The sequence below is a fragment of the Pantoea sp. 9140 genome (genome assembly GCF_000745295.1).
Classification (GTDB): domain Bacteria; phylum Pseudomonadota; class Gammaproteobacteria; order Enterobacterales; family Enterobacteriaceae; genus Pantoea; species Pantoea vagans.
The window spans coordinates 111,735-136,016 of sequence record NZ_JQNO01000001.1 but is presented as its reverse complement, the minus strand read 5'-3'; the positions used below and the strand labels follow the sequence as shown (position 1 = coordinate 136,016).

At 57.8% G+C, this 24,282-nt stretch carries 26 protein-coding genes; 11 read left to right on the top strand and 15 right to left on the bottom strand.

Features of this window, described 5'->3' with window-relative positions:
- The first annotated feature begins 34 nt into the window (after positions 1–34).
- Together FA92_RS00625 and FA92_RS00620 are read left to right on the top strand one after the other, a co-directional pair.
- On the top strand, positions 35–256 hold the full coding sequence (locus FA92_RS00625; RefSeq protein WP_033781651.1) for an MbtH family protein: 222 nt from the start codon (positions 35–37) through the stop codon (positions 254–256).
- A complete protein-coding gene (locus FA92_RS00620; RefSeq protein WP_033781648.1) occupies positions 249–4,178 on the top strand; it encodes an enterobactin synthase subunit F in 3,930 nt (1,309 codons plus the stop codon). Before FA92_RS00625 ends, FA92_RS00620 begins: the two co-directional genes overlap by 8 nt.
- A gap of 42 nt (positions 4,179–4,220) precedes the next feature.
- Here FA92_RS00620 and FA92_RS00615 read toward each other — a convergent pair whose 3' ends face one another.
- From FA92_RS00615 to fepD, 3 genes are read right to left on the bottom strand one after another with little or no spacing between them, the layout of a single operon-like run.
- Positions 4,221–5,012 carry an ATP-binding cassette domain-containing protein gene (locus FA92_RS00615; RefSeq protein ID WP_033781646.1) on the bottom strand — a complete coding sequence of 264 codons (792 nt, stop codon included), beginning with the start codon at positions 5,010–5,012 and terminating at the stop codon, positions 4,221–4,223.
- The gene (gene fepG, locus FA92_RS00610; protein WP_033781644.1) at positions 5,009–5,986 is read right to left on the bottom strand and encodes an iron-enterobactin ABC transporter permease; all 978 of its coding nucleotides are present in this window, start codon (positions 5,984–5,986) and stop codon (positions 5,009–5,011) included. The genes FA92_RS00615 and fepG overlap by 4 nt, the downstream gene beginning before the upstream one ends.
- Complete coding sequence (gene fepD, locus FA92_RS00605; protein WP_033781642.1) at positions 5,983–6,972, bottom strand: Fe(3+)-siderophore ABC transporter permease; 990 nt, start codon at positions 6,970–6,972, stop codon at positions 5,983–5,985. The genes fepG and fepD overlap by 4 nt, the downstream gene beginning before the upstream one ends.
- Positions 6,973–7,119: 147 nt before the next feature.
- Between fepD and entS the strand changes: the two genes are divergently transcribed.
- A complete protein-coding gene (gene entS, locus FA92_RS00600; RefSeq protein ID WP_033781640.1) occupies positions 7,120–8,364 on the top strand; it encodes an enterobactin transporter EntS in 1,245 nt (414 codons plus the stop codon).
- Here entS and fepB read toward each other — a convergent pair.
- Positions 8,359–9,327: a Fe2+-enterobactin ABC transporter substrate-binding protein gene (gene fepB, locus FA92_RS00595; protein WP_033781638.1), complete on the bottom strand. Its 969-nt coding sequence runs from the start codon at positions 9,325–9,327 to the stop codon at positions 8,359–8,361. The genes entS and fepB overlap by 6 nt on opposite strands.
- Before the next feature lie 176 nt (positions 9,328–9,503).
- Between fepB and FA92_RS00590 the strand changes: the two genes are divergently transcribed.
- The 5 genes from FA92_RS00590 to FA92_RS00570 are packed head-to-tail and all read left to right on the top strand — an operon-like array spanning position 9,504 to position 14,359.
- Positions 9,504–10,682, top strand: coding sequence for an isochorismate synthase (locus FA92_RS00590; protein ID WP_013359895.1), 1,179 nt, complete (start codon positions 9,504–9,506; stop codon positions 10,680–10,682).
- A 10-nt stretch (positions 10,683–10,692) separates the two neighbouring features.
- Positions 10,693–12,309, top strand: coding sequence for a (2,3-dihydroxybenzoyl)adenylate synthase (locus FA92_RS00585; RefSeq protein ID WP_033781636.1), 1,617 nt, complete (start codon positions 10,693–10,695; stop codon positions 12,307–12,309).
- Between the two features lie 18 nt (positions 12,310–12,327).
- Positions 12,328–13,182 (top strand): isochorismatase, encoded by an 855-nt coding sequence (locus tag FA92_RS00580; protein WP_033781634.1) that lies wholly within the window; start codon positions 12,328–12,330, stop codon positions 13,180–13,182.
- Positions 13,179–13,937, top strand: coding sequence for a 2,3-dihydro-2,3-dihydroxybenzoate dehydrogenase (dhbA, locus tag FA92_RS00575; protein WP_033781632.1), 759 nt, complete (start codon positions 13,179–13,181; stop codon positions 13,935–13,937). The genes FA92_RS00580 and dhbA overlap by 4 nt, the downstream gene beginning before the upstream one ends.
- 2 nt (positions 13,938–13,939) lie before the next feature.
- Positions 13,940–14,359 (top strand): hotdog fold thioesterase, encoded by a 420-nt coding sequence (locus FA92_RS00570; RefSeq protein ID WP_033731990.1) that lies wholly within the window; start codon positions 13,940–13,942, stop codon positions 14,357–14,359.
- 71 nt (positions 14,360–14,430) lie between these two features.
- On the opposite strand, the gene cgtA is transcribed toward FA92_RS00570, so the two are convergent.
- The 3 genes from cgtA to rplU all read right to left on the bottom strand — a co-directional run bounded on the left by cgtA (position 14,431) and on the right by rplU (position 16,431).
- A complete protein-coding gene (cgtA, locus tag FA92_RS00565; protein ID WP_033781631.1) occupies positions 14,431–15,603 on the bottom strand; it encodes an Obg family GTPase CgtA in 1,173 nt (390 codons plus the stop codon).
- Between the two features lie 243 nt (positions 15,604–15,846).
- Positions 15,847–16,104 carry a 50S ribosomal protein L27 gene (gene rpmA, locus FA92_RS00560; RefSeq protein ID WP_003851093.1) on the bottom strand — a complete coding sequence of 86 codons (258 nt, stop codon included), beginning with the start codon at positions 16,102–16,104 and terminating at the stop codon, positions 15,847–15,849.
- A gap of 15 nt (positions 16,105–16,119) precedes the next feature.
- Positions 16,120–16,431, bottom strand: a complete 312-nt coding sequence (rplU, locus tag FA92_RS00555; protein ID WP_008925416.1) for a 50S ribosomal protein L21 — start codon at positions 16,429–16,431, stop codon at positions 16,120–16,122.
- Positions 16,432–16,687: 256 nt separating this feature from the next.
- Between rplU and ispB the strand changes: the two genes are divergently transcribed.
- Both ispB and FA92_RS00545 read left to right on the top strand, forming a co-directional pair.
- Positions 16,688–17,659: an octaprenyl diphosphate synthase gene (gene ispB / locus FA92_RS00550; protein ID WP_008925415.1), complete on the top strand. Its 972-nt coding sequence runs from the start codon at positions 16,688–16,690 to the stop codon at positions 17,657–17,659.
- A 237-nt stretch (positions 17,660–17,896) separates the two neighbouring features.
- Positions 17,897–18,181, top strand: a complete 285-nt coding sequence (locus FA92_RS00545; RefSeq protein WP_033781628.1) for a helix-turn-helix transcriptional regulator — start codon at positions 17,897–17,899, stop codon at positions 18,179–18,181.
- 71 nt (positions 18,182–18,252) lie between these two features.
- On the opposite strand, the gene murA is transcribed toward FA92_RS00545, so the two are convergent.
- From murA to FA92_RS23170, 8 genes are all read right to left on the bottom strand, one after another.
- Entirely contained in the window at positions 18,253–19,512 is a 1,260-nt protein-coding gene (murA, locus tag FA92_RS00540) for a UDP-N-acetylglucosamine 1-carboxyvinyltransferase (protein ID WP_013359888.1), read from the bottom strand.
- A gap of 67 nt (positions 19,513–19,579) precedes the next feature.
- On the bottom strand, positions 19,580–19,837 hold the full coding sequence (ibaG, locus tag FA92_RS00535) for a BolA family iron metabolism protein IbaG (RefSeq protein ID WP_003851098.1): 258 nt from the start codon (positions 19,835–19,837) through the stop codon (positions 19,580–19,582).
- Positions 19,838–19,950: 113 nt separating this feature from the next.
- A complete protein-coding gene (gene mlaB / locus FA92_RS00530; protein WP_010251883.1) occupies positions 19,951–20,256 on the bottom strand; it encodes a lipid asymmetry maintenance protein MlaB in 306 nt (101 codons plus the stop codon).
- The gene (mlaC, locus tag FA92_RS00525) at positions 20,256–20,891 is read right to left on the bottom strand and encodes a phospholipid-binding protein MlaC (protein WP_010251887.1); all 636 of its coding nucleotides are present in this window, start codon (positions 20,889–20,891) and stop codon (positions 20,256–20,258) included. The genes mlaB and mlaC overlap by 1 nt, the downstream gene beginning before the upstream one ends.
- Positions 20,892–20,906: 15 nt before the next feature.
- Complete coding sequence (mlaD, locus tag FA92_RS00520; protein WP_013359886.1) at positions 20,907–21,452, bottom strand: outer membrane lipid asymmetry maintenance protein MlaD; 546 nt, start codon at positions 21,450–21,452, stop codon at positions 20,907–20,909.
- Positions 21,453–21,456: 4 nt separating this feature from the next.
- A complete protein-coding gene (mlaE, locus tag FA92_RS00515; protein WP_013359885.1) occupies positions 21,457–22,239 on the bottom strand; it encodes a lipid asymmetry maintenance ABC transporter permease subunit MlaE in 783 nt (260 codons plus the stop codon).
- 4 nt (positions 22,240–22,243) lie between these two features.
- A complete protein-coding gene (gene mlaF / locus FA92_RS00510) occupies positions 22,244–23,059 on the bottom strand; it encodes a phospholipid ABC transporter ATP-binding protein MlaF (protein ID WP_033781626.1) in 816 nt (271 codons plus the stop codon).
- A complete protein-coding gene (locus FA92_RS23170) occupies positions 23,031–23,288 on the bottom strand; it encodes a hypothetical protein (RefSeq protein ID WP_148707093.1) in 258 nt (85 codons plus the stop codon). Before FA92_RS23170 ends, mlaF begins: the two co-directional genes overlap by 29 nt.
- Here FA92_RS23170 and FA92_RS00505 point away from each other — a divergent pair.
- The gene (locus tag FA92_RS00505) at positions 23,287–24,267 is read left to right on the top strand and encodes a calcium/sodium antiporter (RefSeq protein WP_033731280.1); all 981 of its coding nucleotides are present in this window, start codon (positions 23,287–23,289) and stop codon (positions 24,265–24,267) included. The genes FA92_RS23170 and FA92_RS00505 overlap by 2 nt on opposite strands.
- The last annotated feature ends 15 nt before the right edge of the window (positions 24,268–24,282 follow it).

Genomic DNA, 24,282 nt, shown 5'->3' with positions numbered 1-24,282 from the left:
TAACGCGCCCGACGACTTCGGACAGGAGACCAACATGCAACAACTCAATCCTTTCGACGATCCCCAGCAGGATTGTCAGGTGCTGAAAAACGATCAGCAGCAATACAGCTTATGGCCCGCCTTTTGTGCGGTTCCGCCAGGATGGCAGCCTGTTTATGGGCCCGAACCACAGGTTCGCTGCCTGATCTGGCTGAATGAAAACTGGCACGATATCCGTCCGGTTATGACGCAGGATAGTGGGAGCCGCAATGTCTGAGACCACTCTGAACCCGCTGACAGAGCAAAAAACATTGCCGCTGGTGGCCGCTCAGCCCGGCATCTGGATCGCTGACCAGTTATCCCCCTATTCCAATGCCTACGCCGTGGCGCATTTCGTTGAACTGCGTGGTGCGCTGAACAGCGCGCTGCTGTCTCGCGCCATCATTGCCGGCATGCAGGAAGCGGACACGCTAAATATGGCCTTTGGCGAGCAGGAGGGTGAACCGCTGCAGTGGCCTGCCCCCCAGCATTTTCGCGAGCCTGAAATAATCGATCTGCGCGATGCCGCCGATCCGGCGGCTGCCGCACGGACGCTGATGCAGCAGGATATGTCCGGCGATCTGCGGGTGCTGAGCGGTGCGCCGCTCTATCATCACAGCCTGCTTCGGCTGGGCGAGGATCACTGGTACTGGTATCAGCGCTACCATCATCTGGTGGTCGATGGTTTCAGCTTTACCGCCCTGACCCGCCGTATCGCCCATCTCTACAGCGCCTGGCGGCACGGCGACACGCCGGAGCCGAGCCCCTTTGTCCCGTTCAGCGAGGTCGTCGACGAGTATCAGCGCTATCAGCACTCTTCGACCTGGCAGCGCGATCGTCATTTCTGGCTGGAAAAAGGGGCGCATTTACCTGCGCCCGCCTCGTTATCCTCGCTGCCGCTGGCGGGTCAGAGTGCCAGCACCGACCTGCTGCGACACACATTTGCCGTGGAGCGACACACCTTTCAAGCGTTGCTGGCGCATACTCAGCAGCAGAATCTCAGCGCGGCGGACACCGCCTTTGCGCTGGTGGCGCTGTGGCTGGCGCGCCTCACCGGTCAGGACGACTTTGCCGCCGGTTTCATCTTTATGCGCCGCATCGGCTCGGCCGCGCTCTGCGCCACCGGTCCGGTGATCAACGTATTGCCTATGGCGATCCATTACGATCCGGCACAGCCGCTGACGGCACTGGCCGCGCGGCTGGCGGGTGAGGTCAGAAAAATGCGCCGTCATCAGCGTTACGACGCTGAGCAGGTGCAGCGCGATCTGGGGCGATTGGGTGACAGTGCTCCGCTCTATGGGCCGGTGATTAACCTGAAGATGTTCGACTATCAGCTCGATTTCGCCGGCATTGAAGGCATCACTCATCAGCTGGCGTCAGGCCCGGTTCGCGATCTGGAGATTGCTATCTACCTCAGCGAACAGGGCGACCTGACGCTGGAATTACTGGCTAATGCAGCGCGCTACAGCGAAACCGTGCTGAAGCAACATGCCAGCCGTTTTAGTCTGCTGCTTCAGCAGCTTGCCGTCCGGCCAGCGTGCGCCTGTGGCGAGCTGGATATGCTGATGCCGGAAGAACATCAGCAGTTGGCAGCGATCAATCAGACCGCCGTGATGCTGCCTGCAGAGACGCTAAGCAGCCTGCTGCTGCAGCAGGCGCAGCGTACGCCGCACGCCGTGGCGCTGGCGGATGAGGCGCATCAGCTTAATTATCAGCAGATGCAGCAGCAGGTCGCCGCGCTGGGACAACAGCTGATTGCGCAGGGAGTGACACGGGGCGACATCGTCGCCGTGGCGCTGCCGCGCTCGGTCTTTTTATCGCTGGCACTGCAGGCGATTGTCAGCACAGGCGCAACCTGGCTGCCGCTTGATACCGGCTACCCGGACGATCGGCTGAAGATGATGCTGGAAGATGCCGCGCCGAAAACGCTGATCACCTGCCGCGAACTGGCAGACCGGCTGGCGGATCTCTCACCGGTTGCGCCGCTGTTTTACGACGCGCTGTTAACACCGGTTGATCGCGTGCTGACACAGGCTCCGCGTCCGCATGATGGCGCTTACCTCATCTATACCTCTGGTTCGACCGGTCGGCCAAAAGGCGTGCTGGTCAGTCATGAGGCAATCGTCAACCGACTGCTGTGGATGCAGGATTGTTATCCGCTCGGCGGTGATGATGTCGTGCTGCAGAAAACGCCGAGCAGCTTTGATGTCTCGGTGTGGGAGTTCTTCTGGCCCTTGATTGCTGGCGCACAGCTGGTGATGGCACCGCCTGATGCCCACCGCGACCCGGAAGCCCTGCAGCAGCTGTTTGCCCGCTACCGCGTGACCACCACCCATTTTGTTCCCTCGATGCTGGCGGCCTTTGTTGCCTCGCTGCAGGATGACAATGCGATAGAAAGGTGCACCACCCTGCGGCAGGTGTTCTGCAGTGGCGAAGCGCTGCCCGCTGAGCTGTCGCGCCAGTGGCAGACGCTGACCCGGGTACCCTTGCATAACCTGTATGGCCCGACCGAAGCGGCAGTGGATGTCAGCTTCTACCCGGCGTTCGGACCCGCGCTGGCAGCCGTCGACGGTGCCAGCGTGCCGATTGGCTTCCCGGTCTGGAACACCGGCTTACGGATTCTGGATGCGCGTCTGCAGCCGGTGCCGCCAGGCGTGGCGGGCGATCTCTGGCTGACCGGCGTGCAGCTGGCACAGGGTTATCTGGATCGCCCCGACCTCACGGCCAGCCGGTTTGTGGCAGATCCGTGGGGTCACGGCTCCCGCATGTACCGCACCGGCGATGTGGCGCGCTGGCTGCCGGATGGTGCGGTGGAGTATCTGGGCCGCAGCGACGATCAGCTTAAAATCCGCGGACAGCGCATCGAGCTGAATGAGATCGACCATGCCATGGCTGCGCTGCCTGGCATTGTGCAGGCCGTGACGCATGCGGTGGTACTGGGCAGCAGCAGCGACCAGCAGGGTGATGCCCGCCAGCTGGTCGGCTATGTAGTGGCAGATGGCCCGATTGATGCCGTCGTCATGCGCCAGACGCTGGCGACACAGTTGCCCGCGCATATGGTGCCGGTGGCGATTGTTCAGCTGGCGGCATTACCGCTCAGCAGCAACGGCAAGCTGGATCGTAAAGCGCTGCCGCTGCCACAGACCCGGACAGCGGCTGCCGGTCGTGCGCCGCACCCTGGTCTGGAAACCACGCTGGCGCAGGCGTTCGCCACGCTGCTGGAACGTGAGTCCGTCAGCGCACAGGATGATTTTTTTGCGCTGGGTGGCCATTCGCTGCTGGCGATGCGGCTGGCGGCGCATCTGCGGCGGACGCTGAATCAGCCGGTGTCAGTGGGCCAGATTATGGTGGCAGCTACGGCAGAAAAGCTGGCCGCCCTGCTCAGTAGCGAATCCGCGGAGACAGCCCGCGCCGGATTTGAGGCGGTCTTGCCGCTGCGGCGCACTACCGGCCCGACGCTGTTCTGCTTCCATCCCGCCTCCGGTTTTGCCTGGCAGTTCAGCGTGTTGCAGCGCTATCTGGATGCCCGCTGGTCGCTGCTCGGTATTCAGTCACCCGACATTACCAGCCCGCTGAATCAGGCGCAGCACCTTGATGCGGTGTGTGACGCACATCTGGCGACGGTGCGCCAGCAGCAGCCAGAGGGGCCCTACTATTTCCTTGGCTACTCACTGGGCGGCACGCTGGCACAGGGTATCGCTGCGCGGCTGGAGGCCGAAGGTGAAACGGTCGCCTTCCTCGGGCTGCTGGATACCTGGCCGCCAGAGACGCAGAACTGGGATGAACGGCGCGGCGAAAACGTGCTGGACCCGGCGGTGCTGGAAGAAGTGAATCGGGAGCGCGAGCAGTTTATCGCGGCACAGCGCGAGCAGGCCGGTGAAGGGATGGCGGCGCTGTTCACCACCATTGAAGCCAACTACGCCAGTTCGGTGCGCCTGCTGGCGACGGCACGCAGCGCCCGCTTCGGGGGACACGCCACGCTGTTCCTGGCGCAACAGACGCAGCAGCCCGGTCAGGATGTGCGTCGCGCCTGGGCGCCCTGGATTGGCGGGCTGACCGTCTGGCCGCTGGACTGTGCGCACGTCGAGATCATCTCACCACGCATGTTCGAGCAGATTGGCCCACGACTGCAGCAGTGTCTGGCGGCGCTGATTTCCTGAGCCGTCCTGACCTCGCGCTTTCTTCACCGGAGAAAGCGCGGGTCAGCCTCTGCCCAGCGGCACAATCATCGGCGTACCGGCCACGGGATCGTTAATGATGATGCAGCGCAGGCCGTAGATCGCTTCTATCAGTTCCGGCGTCACAATCTCCGCCGGTTTCCCTTCGGCAACGATTTTCCCGTCGCGCATCGCTATCAGGTGGCTGGCGTAGCGGCACGCCTGATTAAGATCGTGCAGCACCACCACCAGCGTTCGGCCATGCTGCTGATTGAGATCCTGCATTAATTCCAGCAGTTCAATCTGATGGGCGATATCCAGCCAGGTGGTCGGTTCATCCAGCAGCAATAGCGGTGTCTGCTGAGCCAGCACCATCGCAATCCACACCCGCTGCCGCTGACCGCCAGAGAGCGTATCAACCTGCTGCTGCGCTAAACCGGCCACGCCGGTGGCCTGCATGGCCTGCTGCACCGCTGCCTCATCTTCCTGTCGCCAGCGCCCGAACAGCGACTGGTGCGGATAACGCCCGCGCGCCACCAGTTCGCTGACGCTGATACCCGCAGGCGCGTTCGAGCTTTGCGGCAGCAGCCCCAGCCGGCGTGCCACCTCTTTGGTAGCGTAGTGAGCAATCGTATTGCCATCCAGCAGCACCTCGCCCTGTAGCGGCGAGACCAGGCGGCTTAAGGTACGCAGCAGCGTCGATTTTCCGCAGGCGTTGGGACCGATGATCACGGTCAGCTCACCGTCAGGGATCGCCACAGAGAGATTCTCCGCCACGATTTTTTTGTCATAGCCCAGCGTCAGCGCGTCACCCTGCAAACGTGTTGTCACTTTCATTGACGTCGTGCCTCCCGCACCAGTAGCGCAATCAGATAGAGTCCGCCCAGACTGACCGTGATCACGCCAACCGGCAGCTGATAAGGCAGGAAAAAGTGCTGCGCGGCGTAATCCGCGGCGATTAACAGCAGCGCGCCACACAAGGCAGCCAGCGGCAGCGCGCCTTTAGTACCACCACTGAGCCGCCGCGCAATCTGCGGTGCCAGCAACGCAATAAAAGAGATCGGACCGGCCAGCGCCGTCGAGGCGGCGGTGAGGATAACGCCCGTCAGCATCAGCATGATGCGGCTGCGCTCAACCGGAACGCCCAGCGCGCAGGCCGTGTCGTCACCCATCTCCAGCAGTCGCATGCGGCGGGCCAGCATGCCTGTTGCCAGCAGCGCCAGCAGCAGCACGGTGATCACCGGCGTGGTTTTTGCCCAGGTAATGCCGTTAAGTGAACCGGCGCTCCAGAGCCCGGCACTCAGTGCCGCCTCCAGTGAAGCACTGATAATCAGCCAGCTGTTCAGCGCCATCAGCAGTGCCCGCACGCTGATGCCCACAATAATCAGCCGGAAGGTCTCCACGCCGTTGCGCCAGCTGAACAGCCAGACCACACCTGCAGTGAGCAGCCCGCCTGCCAGCGCCGCCAGCGTCATCCCTTCCATGTTTTGCTGGAACAGCACCAGCGCCACCAGCACACCGCTGTAAGCGCCAGTGTTGAAACCCAGAATATCGGGACTGCCCAGCGGGTTGCGCAGCAGCGACTGGAAAATCGCCCCGCTGACGCCCAGCGCCGCACCAATCAGCAGCGCCATCATGACGCGCGGCAGACGCCACTCCAGTACAATCAGCTGAACATTGCGCGCTGCCTCGCCGTTGAGAAGTGCCCATAACTGGCTGGCGGAGATCGGTAAGGTGCCGCGCGTGACGCCCAGAAAAGCCAGCGCCCCGCAGGCCATCAGCAGCAGCGCATTGATCATCGTCCGTGTCATATCTGCCCTCTTCCCAGCTTACGGCGCACCAGCACAATCAGCATCGGCGCACCGAGAATGGCCGTGACAATTGACACGCGCAGTTCACCCGGCACCAGCAGCCGTCCCAGAATATCGGCCGCCAGCAGCAGACAGGGAGTGATCACCAGGGTTCCCGGCAGCATCCAGCGATGATCGTTGCCCAGCAGCCAGCGGGCCAGATGCGGTGTCATTAACCCGATAAAGGCGATGGGGCCGACTGCCGCCGTCGCCGCACCGCTCAGCAGTGCAATCGCCAGCAATCCCACCAGTTGAGTACGCATCACACGGGTGCCCAGCGCGGTTGCCATATCTCCGCCCATACTCAGGCTGTTGAGCGAACGTGCCAGCAGCAACGCCAGCAGGCTCCCGGCTACGACCGCCGGAAAGACAGTGCGCAGAATGGCGAAATTGCGGATATCCAGCGAGCCGCTGTGCCAGAAACGCAGATGATCGTAAATATCGGGATTAAGCAGCGACAGGCCAGATGTTAAACCCTCCAGCACCGCACCCAGCGCCACGCCTGCCAGCGTCAGACGCAGCGGATTCACGCGGCCGCCGCCGATCGCACCCGTCATGGCCACCAGCAGCGACGCCAGCAGTGCACCCGTAAAAGCAAAACCCAGCCATTCCGCAGGAGAATCGGCGCCAGAGAGGGCGATGCCAAGCACCACCGCAAAACCCGCTCCGGCATTCACACCAAGAATGCCTGGATCGGCCAGGGGATTGCGCGTCAGGCTCTGCATCAGTGCGCCCGCCAGACCTAAACTGATCCCGGCCAGCAGTCCCGCAAGGGTTCGCGGCAGCCGGGCATCGCGCACGATCACGCAATCGATGCGGCTGCAGTCGGAGAGTAAGGCATGTGTGACATCATGAAAGGGTACAGGTCTGGCTCCCAGCATCAGGCTGAGCGCAATAAGCAACAATAGCAGCATCCCTGAACCGGCTATTGCACGGAGTTGACGCATAACGTTTAAACCTTCACGAATTCAACATGGCTCGCAATTGCGAGTGTTTATGATAATGATAGTTGTTATCGTTATTAACTATTTTTTGTATGTTACCATGACTCTCAGATTCAATAATGAGGAAAATGGGTGCTAAAAAGCGACGCTATGAACAAACCCTCCCATTTTATCGATCTCACTCTGCTGAGAACCCATCCCGCCTTTCGCGCCCTGTTTATCGCCCGCTTTATCTCGATTGTCGCTCTCGGCATGCTGGCGGTGGCGGTCCCGGTTCAGATTCAGCAACTGACGCAATCACCATTGCTGGTAGGACTGGCGGTGACGCTGGCCGGAGCCGGTATGTTTATCGGTCTGCTGACCGGCGGCGTGCTGGCCGATCGCTATGAGCGTCGTCGCCTGATCCTGTTTGCCCGATCCACCTGTGGCCTGGGCTTTGCCGCGTTGTGCATTAATGCCCTGCTCCCTTCACCGTCGGTCATCGCCGTCTTCGTGCTGGGACTCTGGGATGGTTTTTTCGGCGCGATAGGCGTCACGGCGCTGCTGGCGGCCACGCCGGCGCTGGTCGGGCGTGAGAATCTGATGAAGGCGGGTGCCATTACTATGCTGACGGTGCGCTTTGGCGCGATTCTGTCACCCGCGATTGCGGGTATGGTGATTGCTCAGGGCGGTGTGGCGTGGAACTACGGGCTGGCCGCGTTCGGCACGCTGCTGACGGTGTTAACCCTGTTGCGATTGCCGCCGCTTGCGCCACCGCCGCAGCCGCGTGAACATCCCATAAAGGCACTAAGCAGCGGCGTCCGCTTCCTGTTCGATACGCCAATTGTAGGTATGGCGGCGCTGACTGGCGCGCTGGTAACGCTAGCCAGCGCGGTGCGTGTGCTCTATCCGGCGCTGGCCCCTCACTGGCAGGTCGGTCTGACGGCGCTGGGACTGATGTACGCCGCCGTGCCGTTGGGTGCTGCGACAGGCGCGCTGACCAGCGGACGGCTGGCACAGTCGCCACAGCCGGGCCGCCTGATTCTGGTCAGTGCCATCGCGGCATTCGTCGCACTGGCTCTGTTCAGCCTGATGCCGTGGTTCAGCCTGAGTCTGATCTGCCTCGTAGCCTTTGGTTATTTCAGTGCCATCAGCAGCCTGGTGCAGTACGCGATGATTCAGACGCTGACGCCCGATGCGCTGCTTGGCAGGATCAACAGCCTCTGGACAGCGCAGAATGTCACCGGCGATGCGATAGGTGCAGCAATAATTGGCGCGATGGGTTCACTGCTGTTGCCGCAGCAGGCCGCCGCCCTCTCTGGCCTGGCAGCCACCGTGCTGGGTCTCATCATGTGGCTGCTGATGGCCCGCCTGCGACGCTATCAACGGCCTGCCTCCGACGATGCCACATCATGATTTCACGAACAGCGCTTCCAGCCGCGTCAGTAAATGACTGGCGCTGTAGTAGTCGAGACGAAAGCTATCCAGCCCCAGCGCATAGACCGCTTTAGCGCGCACCGCTGGGGTCTGCGCCAGAAAAGCATTGCTCATTACCTGCGCAGCCGTGTTATCTTCGGCGGCAAACAGCAGATAAGTCTGTCCATTCAAGCCTTCCGCCAGATTTTCGCCTGACAGCTGAAGAATATCTTTACGCTGTCCCATGCTGTGAGCAGACTGAAGCGTCGCCGGTGGCGTTGCCAGCGTGAAGCCCAGCTCCTGCAGTAACTTCCCCTGTGCCGATGCCTCCGTCCAGAGATTCACAGCCCGGCCATCTCCGTTCCACACCATTGCAGAAACCGGCTGCGGAGGCAGGGTCAGCTTTGCCTTCAGCGCCTTTTCACGCGCGTCGAACTCGCTTATCCGGGCAGCGGCATCCGCCTCATGCCCGGTCGCCTCACCCAGCAGCGTCACCAGCTGCTGCCAGCTTTTATCGTCATAGTTAACGACCAGTACCGGTGCAATCGCCGAGAGCTGATCGGCCAGTTTGATCGCTGAATCATTACCGGTGGCGCTGACCACAATCAGGTCTGGCGCTTCCGCAGCGATCGCTTCCGCATTAGGTTCACCAATATAGAGCCGCTTTACGCCACGCTGTTTCGCCACACGCCCCCACTGCCGGAAGAATCCCTGCTCATCAGCCAGCCGGCTGCCGGGTGCGGTTGCGCCACTGGCAACTACTGGCGCATCAATCGCCAGCAGCGAGCCAGTCAGGGTGACACTGGTCGAGACAATGCGGGTCGGTGCCTGAGCCAGGGTGACCTGACCTTTTGCCCCCGCGAAGGTGCGCGGCCAGCCGGTCTGTGCAACAGCGGTCACGCTGAACAGAGTGATACTCAGCAAAAACAGCGCTAATGCCGACGTTACTCCCTGTTTAGTCATTTGTTTTCATCCTATTTCTCTCTGGTAATCCGGGCGACAACTTGTGCTGATTTAACCAACAAAACCAGCTGAATCACCGCATATTTATTGACACCTTTGGCTATTCGACGTAGGTTACTGCACCATAATACAAATGATAATCATTATTAGTTATCTTATCATTTATAGGTGAAATTATGGTGGAATCACTGGCATTTGAACATCCCCTGCTGCAGGATTTTCCGGCACTCTGCCGTGGCTTCCTGTTTACTTCTCCCTGGCGAAGCCTGACGACTCAGGGCTGTTTTACGACACTCACTGCTCCGGTAAACCAGGGTGAGCAGCTGACCGGAGAGTTTCAGCAACAACTGCAGCATCATTTTGCCTCGGCCAGAAAACAGGGCATAGCCCATCCCATTCTGGTGGGTGCGATCCCGTTCGATGTGGATCAGCCCGCTGCACTGTTTATCCCTGAGTCGTATCAGACCTTTCAACGTGACGATCTGAAAGCCCACGCCTCATTGGCTGAAAGCAATCTGCCAAAAGTTCGTCGCCGTACGGCGCTGCCGGATCACGCCACCTTCACTGACATGGTTGCGCAGGCCGTAACGGCCACGCAGCGCGGCGATCCGGATAAAGTGGTGCTGTCGCGGCTGATGGAGATCGTGGCGGAACAGCCGGTCGATACGGCCGCCCTGATGCAGCGCATCCTGGCGCAGAACCCTGACAGCTATCATTTTCATCTGCCGCTGCCTGATGGCGGCGCGCTGGTGGGTGCCAGCCCTGAACTGATGATCCGTAAGCAGGGCCGTCAGTTCAGCTCCTGTCCGCTGGCCGGTTCAGCGCCGCGCAACAGCGATCCACAGCGTGACCAGGCCTCAGGTGACAGCCTGATGCGGTCAGCTAAAGACCGGCATGAACATAAACTGGTGACGGACGCGATGCGCATGACGCTGCAGCCGCGCAGTCGCCTGCTGTCAGTCCCGGAAATCCCTTCCCTGCTGACCACCCCGACACTGTGGCACCTCGCTACGCAGATTCGGGGCGAAGTGCTGGACGACCGCGAAAATGCGCTGTCACTGGCCTGCCTGCTGCATCCGACACCGGCGCTCAGCGGCTTTCCGCATCAGCGTGCTCAGGCGCTGATTCAGCAACTTGAACCGTTTGAGCGTCAGCTGTTTGGCGGCATCGTCGGCTGGTGTGACGATCAGGGCAACGGCGAATGGGTCGTCACCATCCGCTGCGGCACGGTGAATGGTCCGCGGGTCCGGCTGTTTGCTGGTGCGGGCATCGTGGCGGACTCACAACCTGAATCCGAGTGGCGCGAAACCGGCGTCAAACTCGACACCATGCTTCGCGCTTTTGGATTGCACTAAAGGAACCTGTATGACGATTGCTTACAGCCGCTGGCCGGACGATCTGGCTGCACGTTACCGTGAAAAAGGGTACTGGCTGGATCTGCCGATGACCGACATCCTGGAACGTCACCGCGACAGCGAATGCGTGGCGGTGATTGATGGCGACCGGCAATTTACCTATCGCCAGATGGCCTCACTGAGTGACAATCTGGCAGCGGCCCTGCAGCATCGTGGCCTGAAACCCGGTGATACGGCGCTGGTGCAGCTTGGCAACGTGGCGGAATTTTATCTGACGCTGTTTGCGCTGTTCAAAATCGGCGCCGCCCCGGTTAACGCTCTTTTCAGCCATCAACGTACCGAACTGGTCGCCTATGCCAGTCAGATCGCGCCGTGCCTGTTGATTGCCGATCGCAGCCATCCCCTGTTCGCCGATGACGCCTTTATCACGCAGCTTCGCCGGGAACAGCATTCACTGCAGCAGGTGATCCTGCGTAATGACGCTCATGCGGAAAACAGTCTCGACGCCCTGCTGGCAGAACCCGCAGGTGACTTCAGGGCAACCCCGACCGCAGGCGATGACGTCGCTTTTTTCCAGCTGTCGGGCGGCAGTACCGGCACTCCGAAGCTGATCCCGCGTACCCACAATGATTACTACTACAGCATCCGGGAAAGTGACGTGATCTGCGGGGTCAACGCAGATACCCGTTACCTGATTGCTCTGCCCGCTGCACATAATTTCCCGATGAGTTCTCCGGGCGCGCTGGGCGTCTTTTACGCGGGCGGCCAGGTGATCTTAGCGGCCGATCCCAGCGCGACCCTCTGTTTCCCGCTGATTGAAAAACATCAGGTTACTGATACCGGCCTGGTTCCACCCGCAGCCAGTCTCTGGCTGCAGGCGATTCAGGAATGGGGCAGCAATGCCGCGCTGGCCTCACTGCAACGTATTCAGGTCGGTGGCGCAAAGCTGGGTGAAACGCTGGCTGCGCGCATCCAGAACGAGATGGGCTGTACCCTTCAGCAGGTGTTTGGGATGGCGGAGGGTCTGGTGAACTACACCCGGCTGGATGACGATGAACAGACCATTCTCACCACGCAGGGCCGTCCGATCTCACCGGATGACGAGGTGTGGGTCGCAGACGAACAGGGGCATCCGCTGCCGGTCGGTGCCATTGGGCGCCTGATGACACGCGGTCCTTATACGTTCCGTGGCTACTACAACAGCCCGGAACATAACGCCGCCAGCTTTGATGACCAGGGCTTTTACTGCTCTGGCGATCTGGTTGAGATCACCCCCGCTGGCAACATCATTGTGCAGGGTCGTGAGAAAGATCAGATCAACCGGGGCGGCGAAAAGATCGCAGCTGAAGAGATTGAAAACCTGCTGCAGCGCCATGCGGATGTGATCCACGCGGCGCTGGTCTCTATGAGCGACGAACTGATGGGTGAAAAGAGCTGTGCGTTTATTGTCACCCGTCAGCCGGTGAAACCGGTGGCGCTGCGTCGTCACCTGCGTGAACTGGGCGTCGCCGAATTTAAGCTGCCCGACCGTATTACCTGCGTAGATGCCCTGCCGCTGACCGCGGTCGGCAAGGTAGACAAAAAACGTCTGCGCCAACAACTTGCCGATCAACGTGCGCAAGCCTGATCTGTCCGGAGAATTTTAATGGCTATTCCACAACTGACCTCTTATCCGCTACCTGACGCCACTGAGTTGCCGAACAACAAGGTGAAATGGACGCTGGAGCCGGGCCGTGCTGCCCTGCTGATCCACGATATGCAGCGCTATTTCCTTAACTTCTGGGGCGATAACAGCCCGCTGGTTGAGCAGGTCGTTGACAATATTGTCCGCCTGCGACGCTACTGCAAAGCGCAGGGCATTCCGGTGTTTTACACCGCTCAGCCTAACGCGCAGAGCGATGAAGATCGTGCGCTGCTCAATGATATGTGGGGACCCGGCCTGAATAAACATCCCGATCAGCAGAAGATCGTGGAGGCGCTGGCACCGGATGAGCACGATCAGGTCCTGACCAAGTGGCGCTACAGTGCGTTTCACCGATCGCCGCTGGAGGCGATCCTGCAGGAGATGGGCCGCGATCAGCTGATTATTACCGGCGTCTATGCCCATATCGGCTGCCTGACCACCGCCACGGATGCGTTTATGCGTAATATCCAGCCGTTTATGGTGGCCGATGCGCTGGCTGACTTCAGCCGTGAGGAACATATGATGGCGCTGACCTACACCGCGGGTCGCAGCGGAAAAGTGGTGATGACCGCCGATCTGATGCCTGTACCGCTCAGCAAAGACGAACTGCGCATGCTGATCCTGCCGCTGCTGGAAGATGATGAGGTGCCGGACGATGATGAAAACCTGATCGACTACGGGCTGGATTCGGTACGCGTGATGGCGCTGGCGGCACGCTGGCGTCAGGTACATCGTGACATTGATTTTGTCAGCCTGGCCAGAAATCCTAGCATCGACGGCTGGTGGGCGCTGCTGTCGCGGGAGCCTGCTGAATGAGCCATCTATCCGATTTCAGCGGTAAAATCGTCTGGGTGACCGGTGCCGGTCAGGGCATTGGCTACCACACAGCGCTGGCCTTTCACCAGGCAGGCGCGCAGGTAGAGGCCTTTGATCTGCGGTTCCAGGGTCATGACTATCCGTTTTCCTGTCACATTATGGATGTAGCCGATCCGGCGCAGGTAACATCCGTGTGTCAGCGGGTGCTGGCCGCCCAGCCGCGCATCGATGTGCTGGTCAACGCAGCCGGTATTCTGCGTACTGGTGCCACCGATGCGCTCTCATTTGCTGACTGGCAGGCCTGTCTTAACGTCAATGCGGGCGGTGCGTTTAACCTGTTCCAGCAGACGCTGCCGCGTTTTCGCGAACAGCGCGCCGGTGCCATCGTTACTGTCGCATCGAATTCAGCGCATGCACCGCGTATTGGTATGTCCGCTTATGGTGCGTCAAAAGCCGCGCTGCGCAGCCTCTGTCTGACCGTGGGTCTGGAAATGGCGCCTTACGGTGTGCGCTGTAATATTGTTTCGCCTGGCTCCACTGACACCGATATGCAGCGCAGCCTGTGGCATACACCGACCGGCGAGCAGGAGATGATTGCGGGCTTCCCGGATCAGTTTAAGCTGGGTATTCCGCTGGGCAAGATCGCGCAGCCGCAGGAAATTGCGGCCACCGTCCTGTTTCTCGCGTCGGATCTTGCCAGCCATGTGACGCTGCAGGATATTGTGGTCGATGGCGGCGCAACCCTGGGAGCCTGATGATGACAGCGATCTGGAAACGATCCCTTGATCTTCCTGCACTGAACGCGCTGGGTGAGCACTCACTGGTGGCGCATCTGGGGATCGTTTTTACTGCGATAGGTGATGATTATCTGGAAGCGACGATGCCGGTCGATGCCCGGACGCAGCAGCCGTTCGGGTTGTTGCATGGTGGCGCCTCCGTGGTACTGGCGGAGTCGATGGGTTCAATTGCCGGGTATATGGCGGTTGAAGAAGGCAGCAGCGTGGTCGGTGTTGAAGTTAACGCCAGCCATCATCGCGCGGTGTCAGCGGGACGGGTGCGGGGGACCTGCCGTCCACTGCATCTGGGTAAACGCAGTCAGAGCTGGCAGATTGAGATTCGGAACAGTCGGGATCAGCTGTGCTGCAGTGCGCGACTGAGCGTAGCGGTCATGAGCTAGCGGCAGAAAGAACGATGCCCCCTTTCATACTGAAAGAGGGCATCACATATTACGCTGTAGCAGGCGTTCTGTTAACGCTGATAGATAATTTCAACGCCTTCGTCGTCTTCATCATCCCAGTCGTCATCCCACTCTTCATCTTCCACTTCGACCGTGTTTTCAATGGTTTCTTTGTGGTAATCATCCCACATGAATTCCACTTTCTCCGGCTGCTTCTCTTCAAGCTCCGCTTCTTTCGGGTTAGCGTTGATGAAGCTCATCACGTCCCAGCAGAGTTCTTTGACGCCGGTCTGGCTTGCGGCAGAGATCAGGTAATACTTATCTTTCCAGCCCAGCGCTTCAGCAACCGCTTTCGCCCGTGACTGCGCTTCTTCTTCACTGATCAGATCAATTTTGTTGAAGACCAGCCAGCGTGGTTTGTTGAACAGCTTCTCGCTGTATTTTTCCAGCTCGCCGAGGATGATACGGGCATTTTCAACCGGATCGCTTTCATCAATGGGGTCGATGTCGATCAGGTGAAGCAATACGCGGCAGCGTTCCAGATGCTTCAGGAAGCGAATGCCGAGGCCTGCGCCCTCTGCTGCGCCTTCAATCAGACCCGGGATATCGGCCACGACGAAGCTCTGCTCGCTGTCCATACGCACCACGCCCAGGCTTGGCACCAGGGTGGTAAACGGATAGTCCGCTACTTTAGGTTTGGCTGCCGAGACGGCACGAATAAAGGTCGATTTACCGGCATTCGGTAAGCCCAGCATCCCGACGTCCGCCAGCAGCATCAGCTCCAGCTGCAGGTCACGCTTTTCACCTGGGGTACCCATGGTTTTCTGGCGCGGACTGCGGTTCACTGACGATTTGAAACGGGTGTTGCCCAGGCCATGCCAGCCGCCTTTACCGACCATCAATTTCTGGCCGTGGCGCGTCATGTCGCCGAGTGTCTCACCGGTACCCTGGTCGATAACCCGGGTGCCGACCGGCACTTTAACTTCGATATCCTTACCGCGTTTACCGGTACAGTCGCGGCTCTGGCCGTTCTGCCCACGTTCGGCGCGGAAAGATTTTTCGAAACGATAATCGATAAGGGTATTGAGGTTTTCATCAGCGATCAGATAAACGTCACCGCCGTCACCACCATCACCCCCATCAGGGCCGCCTCTCGGAATATATTTTTCGCGGCGGAAGCTGACGCAACCATTACCGCCATCACCGGCGACGACCAGAATTGTCGCTTCATCAACAAACTTCATTTTTAAATCTCCGTCACACAATCGCCTGCAGCACTCTGCAGACGGGTCCGCCAGGGTCTTCTGCGCTGACCAGCGGCGGATAAATCAGGATTGGCTTTCGCCAGTGCGTACACAAAGTGTACAGCAAACTTTTGTGATGCGTCGCTTTTACCGCGACAGACCGCAGAATGTAAAAAGCCCCGCAGGAGCTGCGGGGCCTTCAATTCGTGCGTTCAGACGTCCGACGTCTGCGTCACGACAACCTTACTCAGCAACGATGCTGATGTATTTACGGTTGTTCGGACCTTTAACTTCGAACTGTACTTTACCGTCTGCGGTAGCAAACAGGGTGTGGTCACGACCACAACCTACATTGGTACCGGCGTGGAATTTGGTGCCACGCTGACGAACGATGATGCTACCTGCCAGAACAGATTCGCCACCGAAACGTTTTACACCCAGACGTTTTGCATTGGAGTCACGACCATTTCGAGTCGAACCACCAGCCTTTTTATGTGCCATTTGTCAGATCTCCTCTTACGCCGTGATACCAGTGATTTTCACATCAGTGAACCACTGGCGATGGCCTGCTTGCTTACGGTAGTGCTTACGACGACGAAACTTAACAATCTTAATTTTCTCGCCACGACCGTGAGCAACAACTTCTGCCTTGATCATTCCGCCTGAAACCAGTGGCGCGCCGATTTTCACGTCTTCGCCATTAGCAATCATCAGAACCTGGTCAAACTCAATCGTTTCACCGGTTGCGATGTCCAGCTTTTCCAGGCGAACGGTCTGACCTTCGCTTACTCGGTGTTGTTTACCACCACTTTGGAAAACCGCGTACATATAAAACTCCGCTTCTGCGCTTGCCTTTTAGTTCATCAGGCGGCGCGCTAAATATTCACAATAGGGCGCGAATTCTACGCAAAACTCCAGAAGAAGACAAGAGCACTTTGCACACTCTTGCAGAAAAAAAACACAGGCTGAATGCAACCGTTTCTCAGGCACAAAATTCAAGTACAATCAGTAACAGATTACCTGAACGCTGGCTGGGTAAACCACTTACCATGGCAGAGATAACGAGTCATAGCTGAAAAGACGAATGAACTTAGAACAGATTAATGAATTAACCGCACAGGATATGGCTGCCGTTAACCAGACCATCCTCGACCAGCTGAATTCGGATGTCTCGCTCATCAACCAGTTGGGCTACTACATCATCAGTGGCGGGGGCAAGCGTATCCGTCCCATGATTGCCGTGCTATCTGCACGTGCCATGGGCTACAAGGGCGACCTGCACGTGACCAATGCGGCGCTGATCGAATTTATCCACACCGCCACGCTGCTGCATGACGATGTCGTGGATGAATCCGATATGCGTCGTGGCAAAGCGACCGCGAACGCGGCGTTTGGCAATGCGGCAAGCGTGCTGGTCGGTGATTTTATTTACACCCGCGCCTTCCAGATGATGACCAGCATGGGGTCGCTGCGTATCCTGGCGCTGATGTCAGAGGCGGTAAACGTGATTGCTGAAGGCGAAGTCCTGCAGCTAATGAACGTCAACGACCCGGACATCACCGAAGAGAGCTACATGCGCGTGATTTACAGTAAGACCGCGCGCCTGTTTGAAGCGGCCTCACAGGCCTCGGCGATACTGGCTGAAGCGACGCCTGAAGAGGAAAAAGCGCTGCAGGATTATGGGCGCTATCTGGGTACCGCTTTCCAGTTAATTGACGATTTGCTGGATTACAGTGCTGACGGCGAGACGCTGGGTAAAAATACCGGCGATGACCTGAGCGAAGGCAAACCGACGCTGCCGCTGCTGCATGCCATGCAGCACGGCTCGCCTGAACAGGCGAAGATGATCCGTGAAGCCATCGAGCAGGGAAATGGCCGCCATCTGCTGGAGCCAGTGCTGGAAGCGATGAATCAGTGTGGTTCGCTGGAATGGACGCGCAGTCGCGCGGAACAGGAAGCGGATAAAGCGATTGAAGCCTTGCGGATTCTGCCTGAATCCCCCTGGCGCAGCGCGCTGGAGTCGCTGGCACACATGTCTGTTCAGCGCGACTTCTGATCCCTCACGGAGCCTGCCGGGCTCCGTTTTTACGACCCTGCTCTCATTTCTTTTTGTTCCCTCTTAGCTATTGCACTCCTGTTGCGTGCCACCACACAGACCAGACGCGGGATCCAAATATTACTGGAAACTAACAGGAAACATTTGCTATAAAATTCTGACTATTTCCAGATAATGGTAAAAGGAAAGCCAGCGTCTCGCTGGATGATGCAATGACAAGGAAAAGGAGAACAGGTTATGCAAAAAATAAAGGAAGACTGGCACCCGGCTGACATTATCGCGGCACTGCATAAGCGTGGTATGACGCTGGCAGCGCTGTCACGCGCAGCAGGCCTGAGTTCATCCACGCTGGCGAATGCACTGACGCGTCCATGGCCCAAAGGTGAATGGCTGATCGCCGACGCGATCAAGGTTCACCCCAGTGAGATCTGGCCCAGCCGCTATTACGATCCCGATACAAACTGCCTGCTGGATCGCAGAAAACGCATCCGGACGCCTGCCGATCAGACGGATAACCCCTGAGATCTCTGACGATCCTCAGGCGAAAAAAACCAGCCCCCGCGGGGGCTGGCTATTTCAGTGCATTTGCAGGATTACTCTTCGCTGACGCGCTCGATGTTCGCGCCCATCGCCTTCAGCTTATCTTCAATGTGCTCATAGCCACGATCGATGTGATAAATGCGATCAACGAACGTCGTGCCTTCCGCAATGCAACCCGCCAGAACCAGACTGGCAGACGCACGCAAATCGGTCGCCATCACCTGCGCACCTGACAGGGTTTCAACCCCGTGACAGATCGCCGTGTTGCTCTCAATCTCAGCATGTCCACCCATACGAATCAGTTCCGGGATATGCATGAAACGGTTTTCAAAGATGGTTTCGGTAATCACGCCCGTGCCTTCCGCAACCATGTTTAACAGAGTGAACTGCGCCTGCATATCGGTCGGGAACCCCGGATGCGGTGCGGTGCGCACGTTGACCGCTTTTGGTCGCTTGCCGTGCATATCCAGACTGATCCAGTCTTCACCGGTTTCGATATCGGCACCCGCATCACGCAGCTTCGCCAGCACTGCATCCAGCGTATCGGGCTGAGTTTTGTGACACATCACTTTGCCGCCCGAAATCGCGGCAGCCACCAGGAAGGTACCGGTTTCGATACGATCGGGCAGGACGGTATAAACACCGCCACCCAGGCGCTCTACGCCTTCGATGGTGATTTTATCGCTGCCTGCGCCACTAATTTTAGCGCCCAGGGTGTTAAGGAAGTTGGCGGTATCCACAATTTCCGGCTCGCGGGCCGCATTTTCAATCACGGTAGTACCGGTCGCCAGCGTCGCAGCACTCATGATGGTCACGGTTGCGCCAACGCTGATTTTGTCCATGACAATCAGCGCGCCTTTCAGACGGCCATTGACTGACGCTTTGACATAGCCCTCTTCCAGCTTGATCTCGGCACCCAGCTGTTCCAGACCGGTGATATGCAGGTCAACCGGACGCGCACCAATCGCACAGCCACCCGGCAGGGAAACCTGACCCTGACCAAAACGTGCCACCAGCGGGCCCAGCGCCCAGATTGAGGCTCGCATGGTTTTGACCAGATCGTAAGGGGCACAAAAGACATCTACCGCGCTGGCATCGACATGCACAGAACCGTTGCGTTCCACCTTCGCACCCAGCTGGCTCAGCAGCTTCATGGTGGTATCAATGTCGCGCAGCTTTGGCACATTCTGGATCTCTACCGGCTCTTCGGCCAGCAGGGCAGCAAACAGAATAGGAAGTGCGGCGTTCTTCGCCCCGGAAATGGTGACTTCACCACTTAAGCGGGTGGGGCCTTGCACACGAAATTTTTCCATTAACACGGCTCTCAATTAACTAGCTAAAGATTGGACTCGCCCACGGCGAGTTCACTACGCTGCGGGATCAGAAACCGTTGAGTTTACGGTCACGCGCCCATTCAGCGGGAGTATAGGTTTTGATAGAGACAGCATGCATGCGGTTATCCGCGATGAACTCCATCAGCGGCGCATAGACAGCCTGCTGCTTTTTCACGCGGCTCAGTTCGCCAAACAGTTCGCCTACGGCGATCACCTGAAAATGGCTGCCATCGTTGCTCATCACATGAACTTCGTCTAAAGGCAATGCGGCCATCAGCACGGCCTGAATTTCACTGTTTTCCATTGGGCTTAACTTCACTTAATAATAATAAGGCTGACATAGTAGAGGAAAGCGGCTGACTCTTAAATACGCAAAAGCCCCTGTTGAAAACAGGGGCTTAGCATAACAACCGGAAATCAGGCGCTTTTATCCGCAGAAACAATAATCTGTTGCAGATTGTAAAGCGTAATCAGCGAGTGCAGTTTGTCGCTGATACCCGTAAAGCGTGGAGTAATGCCCTGTGCCCGGGCGATTTCCCGCAGGTGCACCAGCAGGGCGAGACCGGAAGAGTCAACACGCTCAAGCGCCGCAACATCGATGGTATCGACATCTTTAATCAGCGTCTCACGTTGCTGCCACAGGCTCATCAACGTGTCGCGATCCAGTTCGCCTTTCAGTAATAGCGTGCTGGCTTCCCGCTCCCAGCGTAACGATTCGTGCATTATTGTTGTTTATCCAGCGTGATCGGCTGTGCCGCAGAGGATTTCAGTTGCGCTGTCAGACCGTCGATACCTTTAGTACGTAACAGATCGCTCCACTCATTTTGTTTGGTGGTGATCATGCTGACGCCTTCAGCGATCATGTCATAAGCCTGCCAGTTACCGCTCTGGCTGTTTTTACGCCACTGGAAATCAAGGCGAACTGGCGGACGGCCATTTGGGTCAATAATGGAAACACGAATAGCGACGATCTGGGCATCGCCTAACGGCTGCTCAGGCTGAATCTGATAGCTCTGGCCATTATAGAGCGCCAGCGCCTGACCATAAGCCTGCGCCAGATAGTCACCAAAGGCGCTGAAGTAAGCTTCGCGCTGAGCCGGTGTTGAATCACGGTAGTAGCGGCCCAGCACTAATGCGCCTGCATATTTAATCTGTACATAGGGCAGCAGCTCCTGACGAACAATCTGACGCAGGTAGTTCGGATCCTGCTTGATTTTCGGCTGCTCATTTTTCAGACGGGTGAACGTCTTCTGCGCCGCTTCGTTCATCAGTTTGTAGGGATTGCTCTGATCGGCTGCGGTCGCCGTCAGCGGTACTGCAACCACCAGCATAGCAATCATCAGTAAACGTTTAAACATGGTATACCCTCTTCTTTAAGGTTGAGCCGGTACCGCAGGTGCAGCACTGTCGCCTTCCTGCGCATCCTTGTTGTCATTTTTTTGTTTGTTATCGCCGCTCTTATAAAGGAACTGGCCGATCAGATCTTCAAGCACCATCGCTGACTTCGTATCGCGCAGCGTATCGCCATCTTTCAGCATCGCCGAACCGAGTTCAGGATCGTCAAAGCCTAAGTTCAGCGCCAGGAATTGCTCACCCAGCAGGCCCTGAGTACGGACAGCCAGCGAGCTGGTGTCTGAAATTTTATTCGCATACTGATCGCTGATCTCCATGGTGACACGCGGCAGCAGCGTTTTCGGCTCCAGCTCGATGTCGGTCACCCGGCCAATCACCACACCGCCGATTTTGACCGGCGAACTGGCCTTCAGGCCGCCGATATTGTCAAAGGTGGCGTAGAGTTTCCACGTCGGCTCCGTGCCCATCGACTTTAAATCGGCGACACGCAGCGCGAGAAACAGCGCCGCCAGTAACGCCATAATCATAAAAATGCCAACCCAGATTTCGCTTTTTTTGCTTTGCATTGCATCAATTCCCAAACATCAGTGCTGTCAGCACAAAATCCAACCCGAGCACCGCCAGTGAAGCATGTACTACGGTACGCGTTGTCGCGCGACTGATCCCTTCAGAAGTGGGAATCGCGTCATAGCCATTAAAGAGGGCAATCCAGGTGACTGTCACAGCAAATACGGCGCTTTTGATGATGCAGTTCACGACGTCGGTTCGGAAATCGACCGCGTTCTGCATCGCTGACCAGAAGAAGCCGGGATCGATCCCCTTCCAGCTCACGCCAACCAGCGCACCGCCTGCGATACCTACAGCGGTAAAGATCATTGTCAGCAGCGGCATGCTGATAAAGCCGGCCCAGAAGCGCGGTGAGACAACGCGGCGTAACGGATCCACCGCCATCATCTCCATACTGGAGAGCTGTTCAGTGGCTTTCATCAGACCGATTTCAGCCGTTAGGGCCGAGCCTGCCCGTCCGGCAAACAGCAGCGCGGTCACGACCGGCCCCAGCTCACGCAGCAACGACAGCGCCACCAGCATACCCAGACTGGTTTCAGCACCGTAAGTGGTCAGTACCAGATAACCCTGCAGTCCCAGTACCATGCCGATAAACAGGCCCGACACCACAATAATCAGTAACGACAACACGCCAACACTATAGAGCTGTTTAATCAGTAGCGGCGAGTGTCTGCGGAACGCGGGTTTTCCTACCAGCGCGTGAAACAGCATTAATCCTGCGCGTCCAAAACTGGCGCACGTTTCAATTCCCTGACGACCGAATGACGCCAGCGCCTTCAAGACCATCTGTTTAGTTACTCCCTGAGCCGGTTAAATCAGCGAGATAGTCGCCGGCAGGAAAACGGAAGGGAACCGGACCATCCGCATGGCCATCAATAAACTGGCGCACGCGCGGGTCGTTATTCTCTCGCAGTTCCGGCGTGGTGCCGTGTGCGATAATTTTTTGTCCGGCCACGATATAGGCATAGTCCGCAATACTCAGTACTTCCGGTACGTCGTGCGAGACCACAATACAGGTCAGGCCCAGAGCATGGTTCAGTTCATCAATGAGTTTGACCAGCACACCCATGGTGATGGGATCCTGACCGACAAAAGGCTCATCAAACATGATCAGTTCCGGCTCAAGCGCAATCGCGCGCGCCAGCGCCACACGACGCGCCATTCCGCCCGACAGCTCAGCCGGTTTCAGTTGAGCTGCGCCACGCAGCCCCACGGCTTCCAGCTTCATTAATACCGTGCTGTGCAGAATAGGGGCGGGAAGACGGGTATGTTCACGCAGCGGCCAGGCGACATTTTCATAGACCGTTAAGTCAGTAAATAGCGCGCCAGACTGGAACAGCATGCTCATCTTCTTGCGCACTTCATACAATTTAGCGCGCGACAATGACGGAATGTTTTCGCCACGGAAAAAGATGTCACCGCGGGTCGGCTGAAGTTGCCCCCCAATCAAGCGTAGCAGAGTGGTTTTCCCTATCCCCGACGGTCCCATTATCGCCGTCACTTTGCCTTTCGGCACGGTCAGCGAAATGTCGTCGAAGATGGTGCGATCTCCGCGCGAAAAACTCACGCCACGAACCTCAACCAGATTCGTTTGCTGCTGGATCATTATTACCTCTTGTAAGGATCGGGCGTAAACATGGGGTACGATGGTAGCCTGTTCGGTCCTGATTCACGATAGCTTTACAGAAACTTACCGCTAAGATTTGGCGAAAATGGTCATTAAATTTACTTTTGCCGTTCAGACGGTCAAAATCAGCGGCTGTCTCGCCAAACAGAACCTTAAACCGGTCGGTAAAGGCATTGCCGGCCCGGGTTTTTACGCAAGGATTTTTCATGTTCGTAGCTTCTGCACTGCTGATTATCGGTTTGCTTTTACTGGCATATGGTGCCGATCGTCTGGTGTTTAGCGCCTCTATATTGTGTCGATCCTTTGGCATTCCGCCGCTGATCATTGGCATGACCGTTGTCAGCATCGGCACCTCGCTGCCAGAAATGATCCTCTCCTTTTCCGCGGCCCAGCATGGCCAGATGGATCTGGCAGTTGGCACCGCGCTCGGCTCGAATATTACCAACATTTTACTCATTCTGGGTGCCGCTGCGCTCATGCATCCACTCAGCGTCCATTCTAATCTGATACGCCGTGAACTACCGTTGATGTTGCTGGTTACCCTGCTCAGCGGCTTCATGCTGTTTGACAATCAGCTTAGTCGACTGGATGGAATTGGCCTGATCGCCATCGCCGCTATTTATCTGATGGTGGTGATTCGGATTGCGCGTAAAGCAGAACGGGACAACAACGACACCCTGACCCGCGAGCAGCTGGCCGAGCTTCCCCGCGAAGAGAGCGGAAACACGGTGGCCTTTCTCTGGCTGGCCGTCGCGCTGATAATTCTGCCGATGTCGACCCGGATGGTAATCGACAATGCCACCGCCTTTGCCGACTACTTTGGCGTCAGCGAACTGGTAATGGGCCTGACGCTCATCGCCGTAGGCACCAGCCTGCCTGAACTGGCGACGGTGATTGCCGGGGCGCTGAAAGGTGAAGATGATATCGCGATCGGCAATCTGATCGGTGCCAACATTTATAATATTGCCATCGTGCTGGGCCTGCCGGCGCTGATTCACCCCGGCAGTATCGACTATCACGCCTTTGCTCGTGATTACTGGGTGATGCTGGGCGTCAGCGTGCTGTTTGCCCTGCTCTGCCTGCTGCGTCGCCGACGCGTTGGCCGCATCGCCGGCCTGATTTTACTCTGTGGTTTCTTCGTCTGGGTGACGCTGCTGTGGATGCAGCCGGCATTCATGGACGGCTAACAAGGACAGACTCAC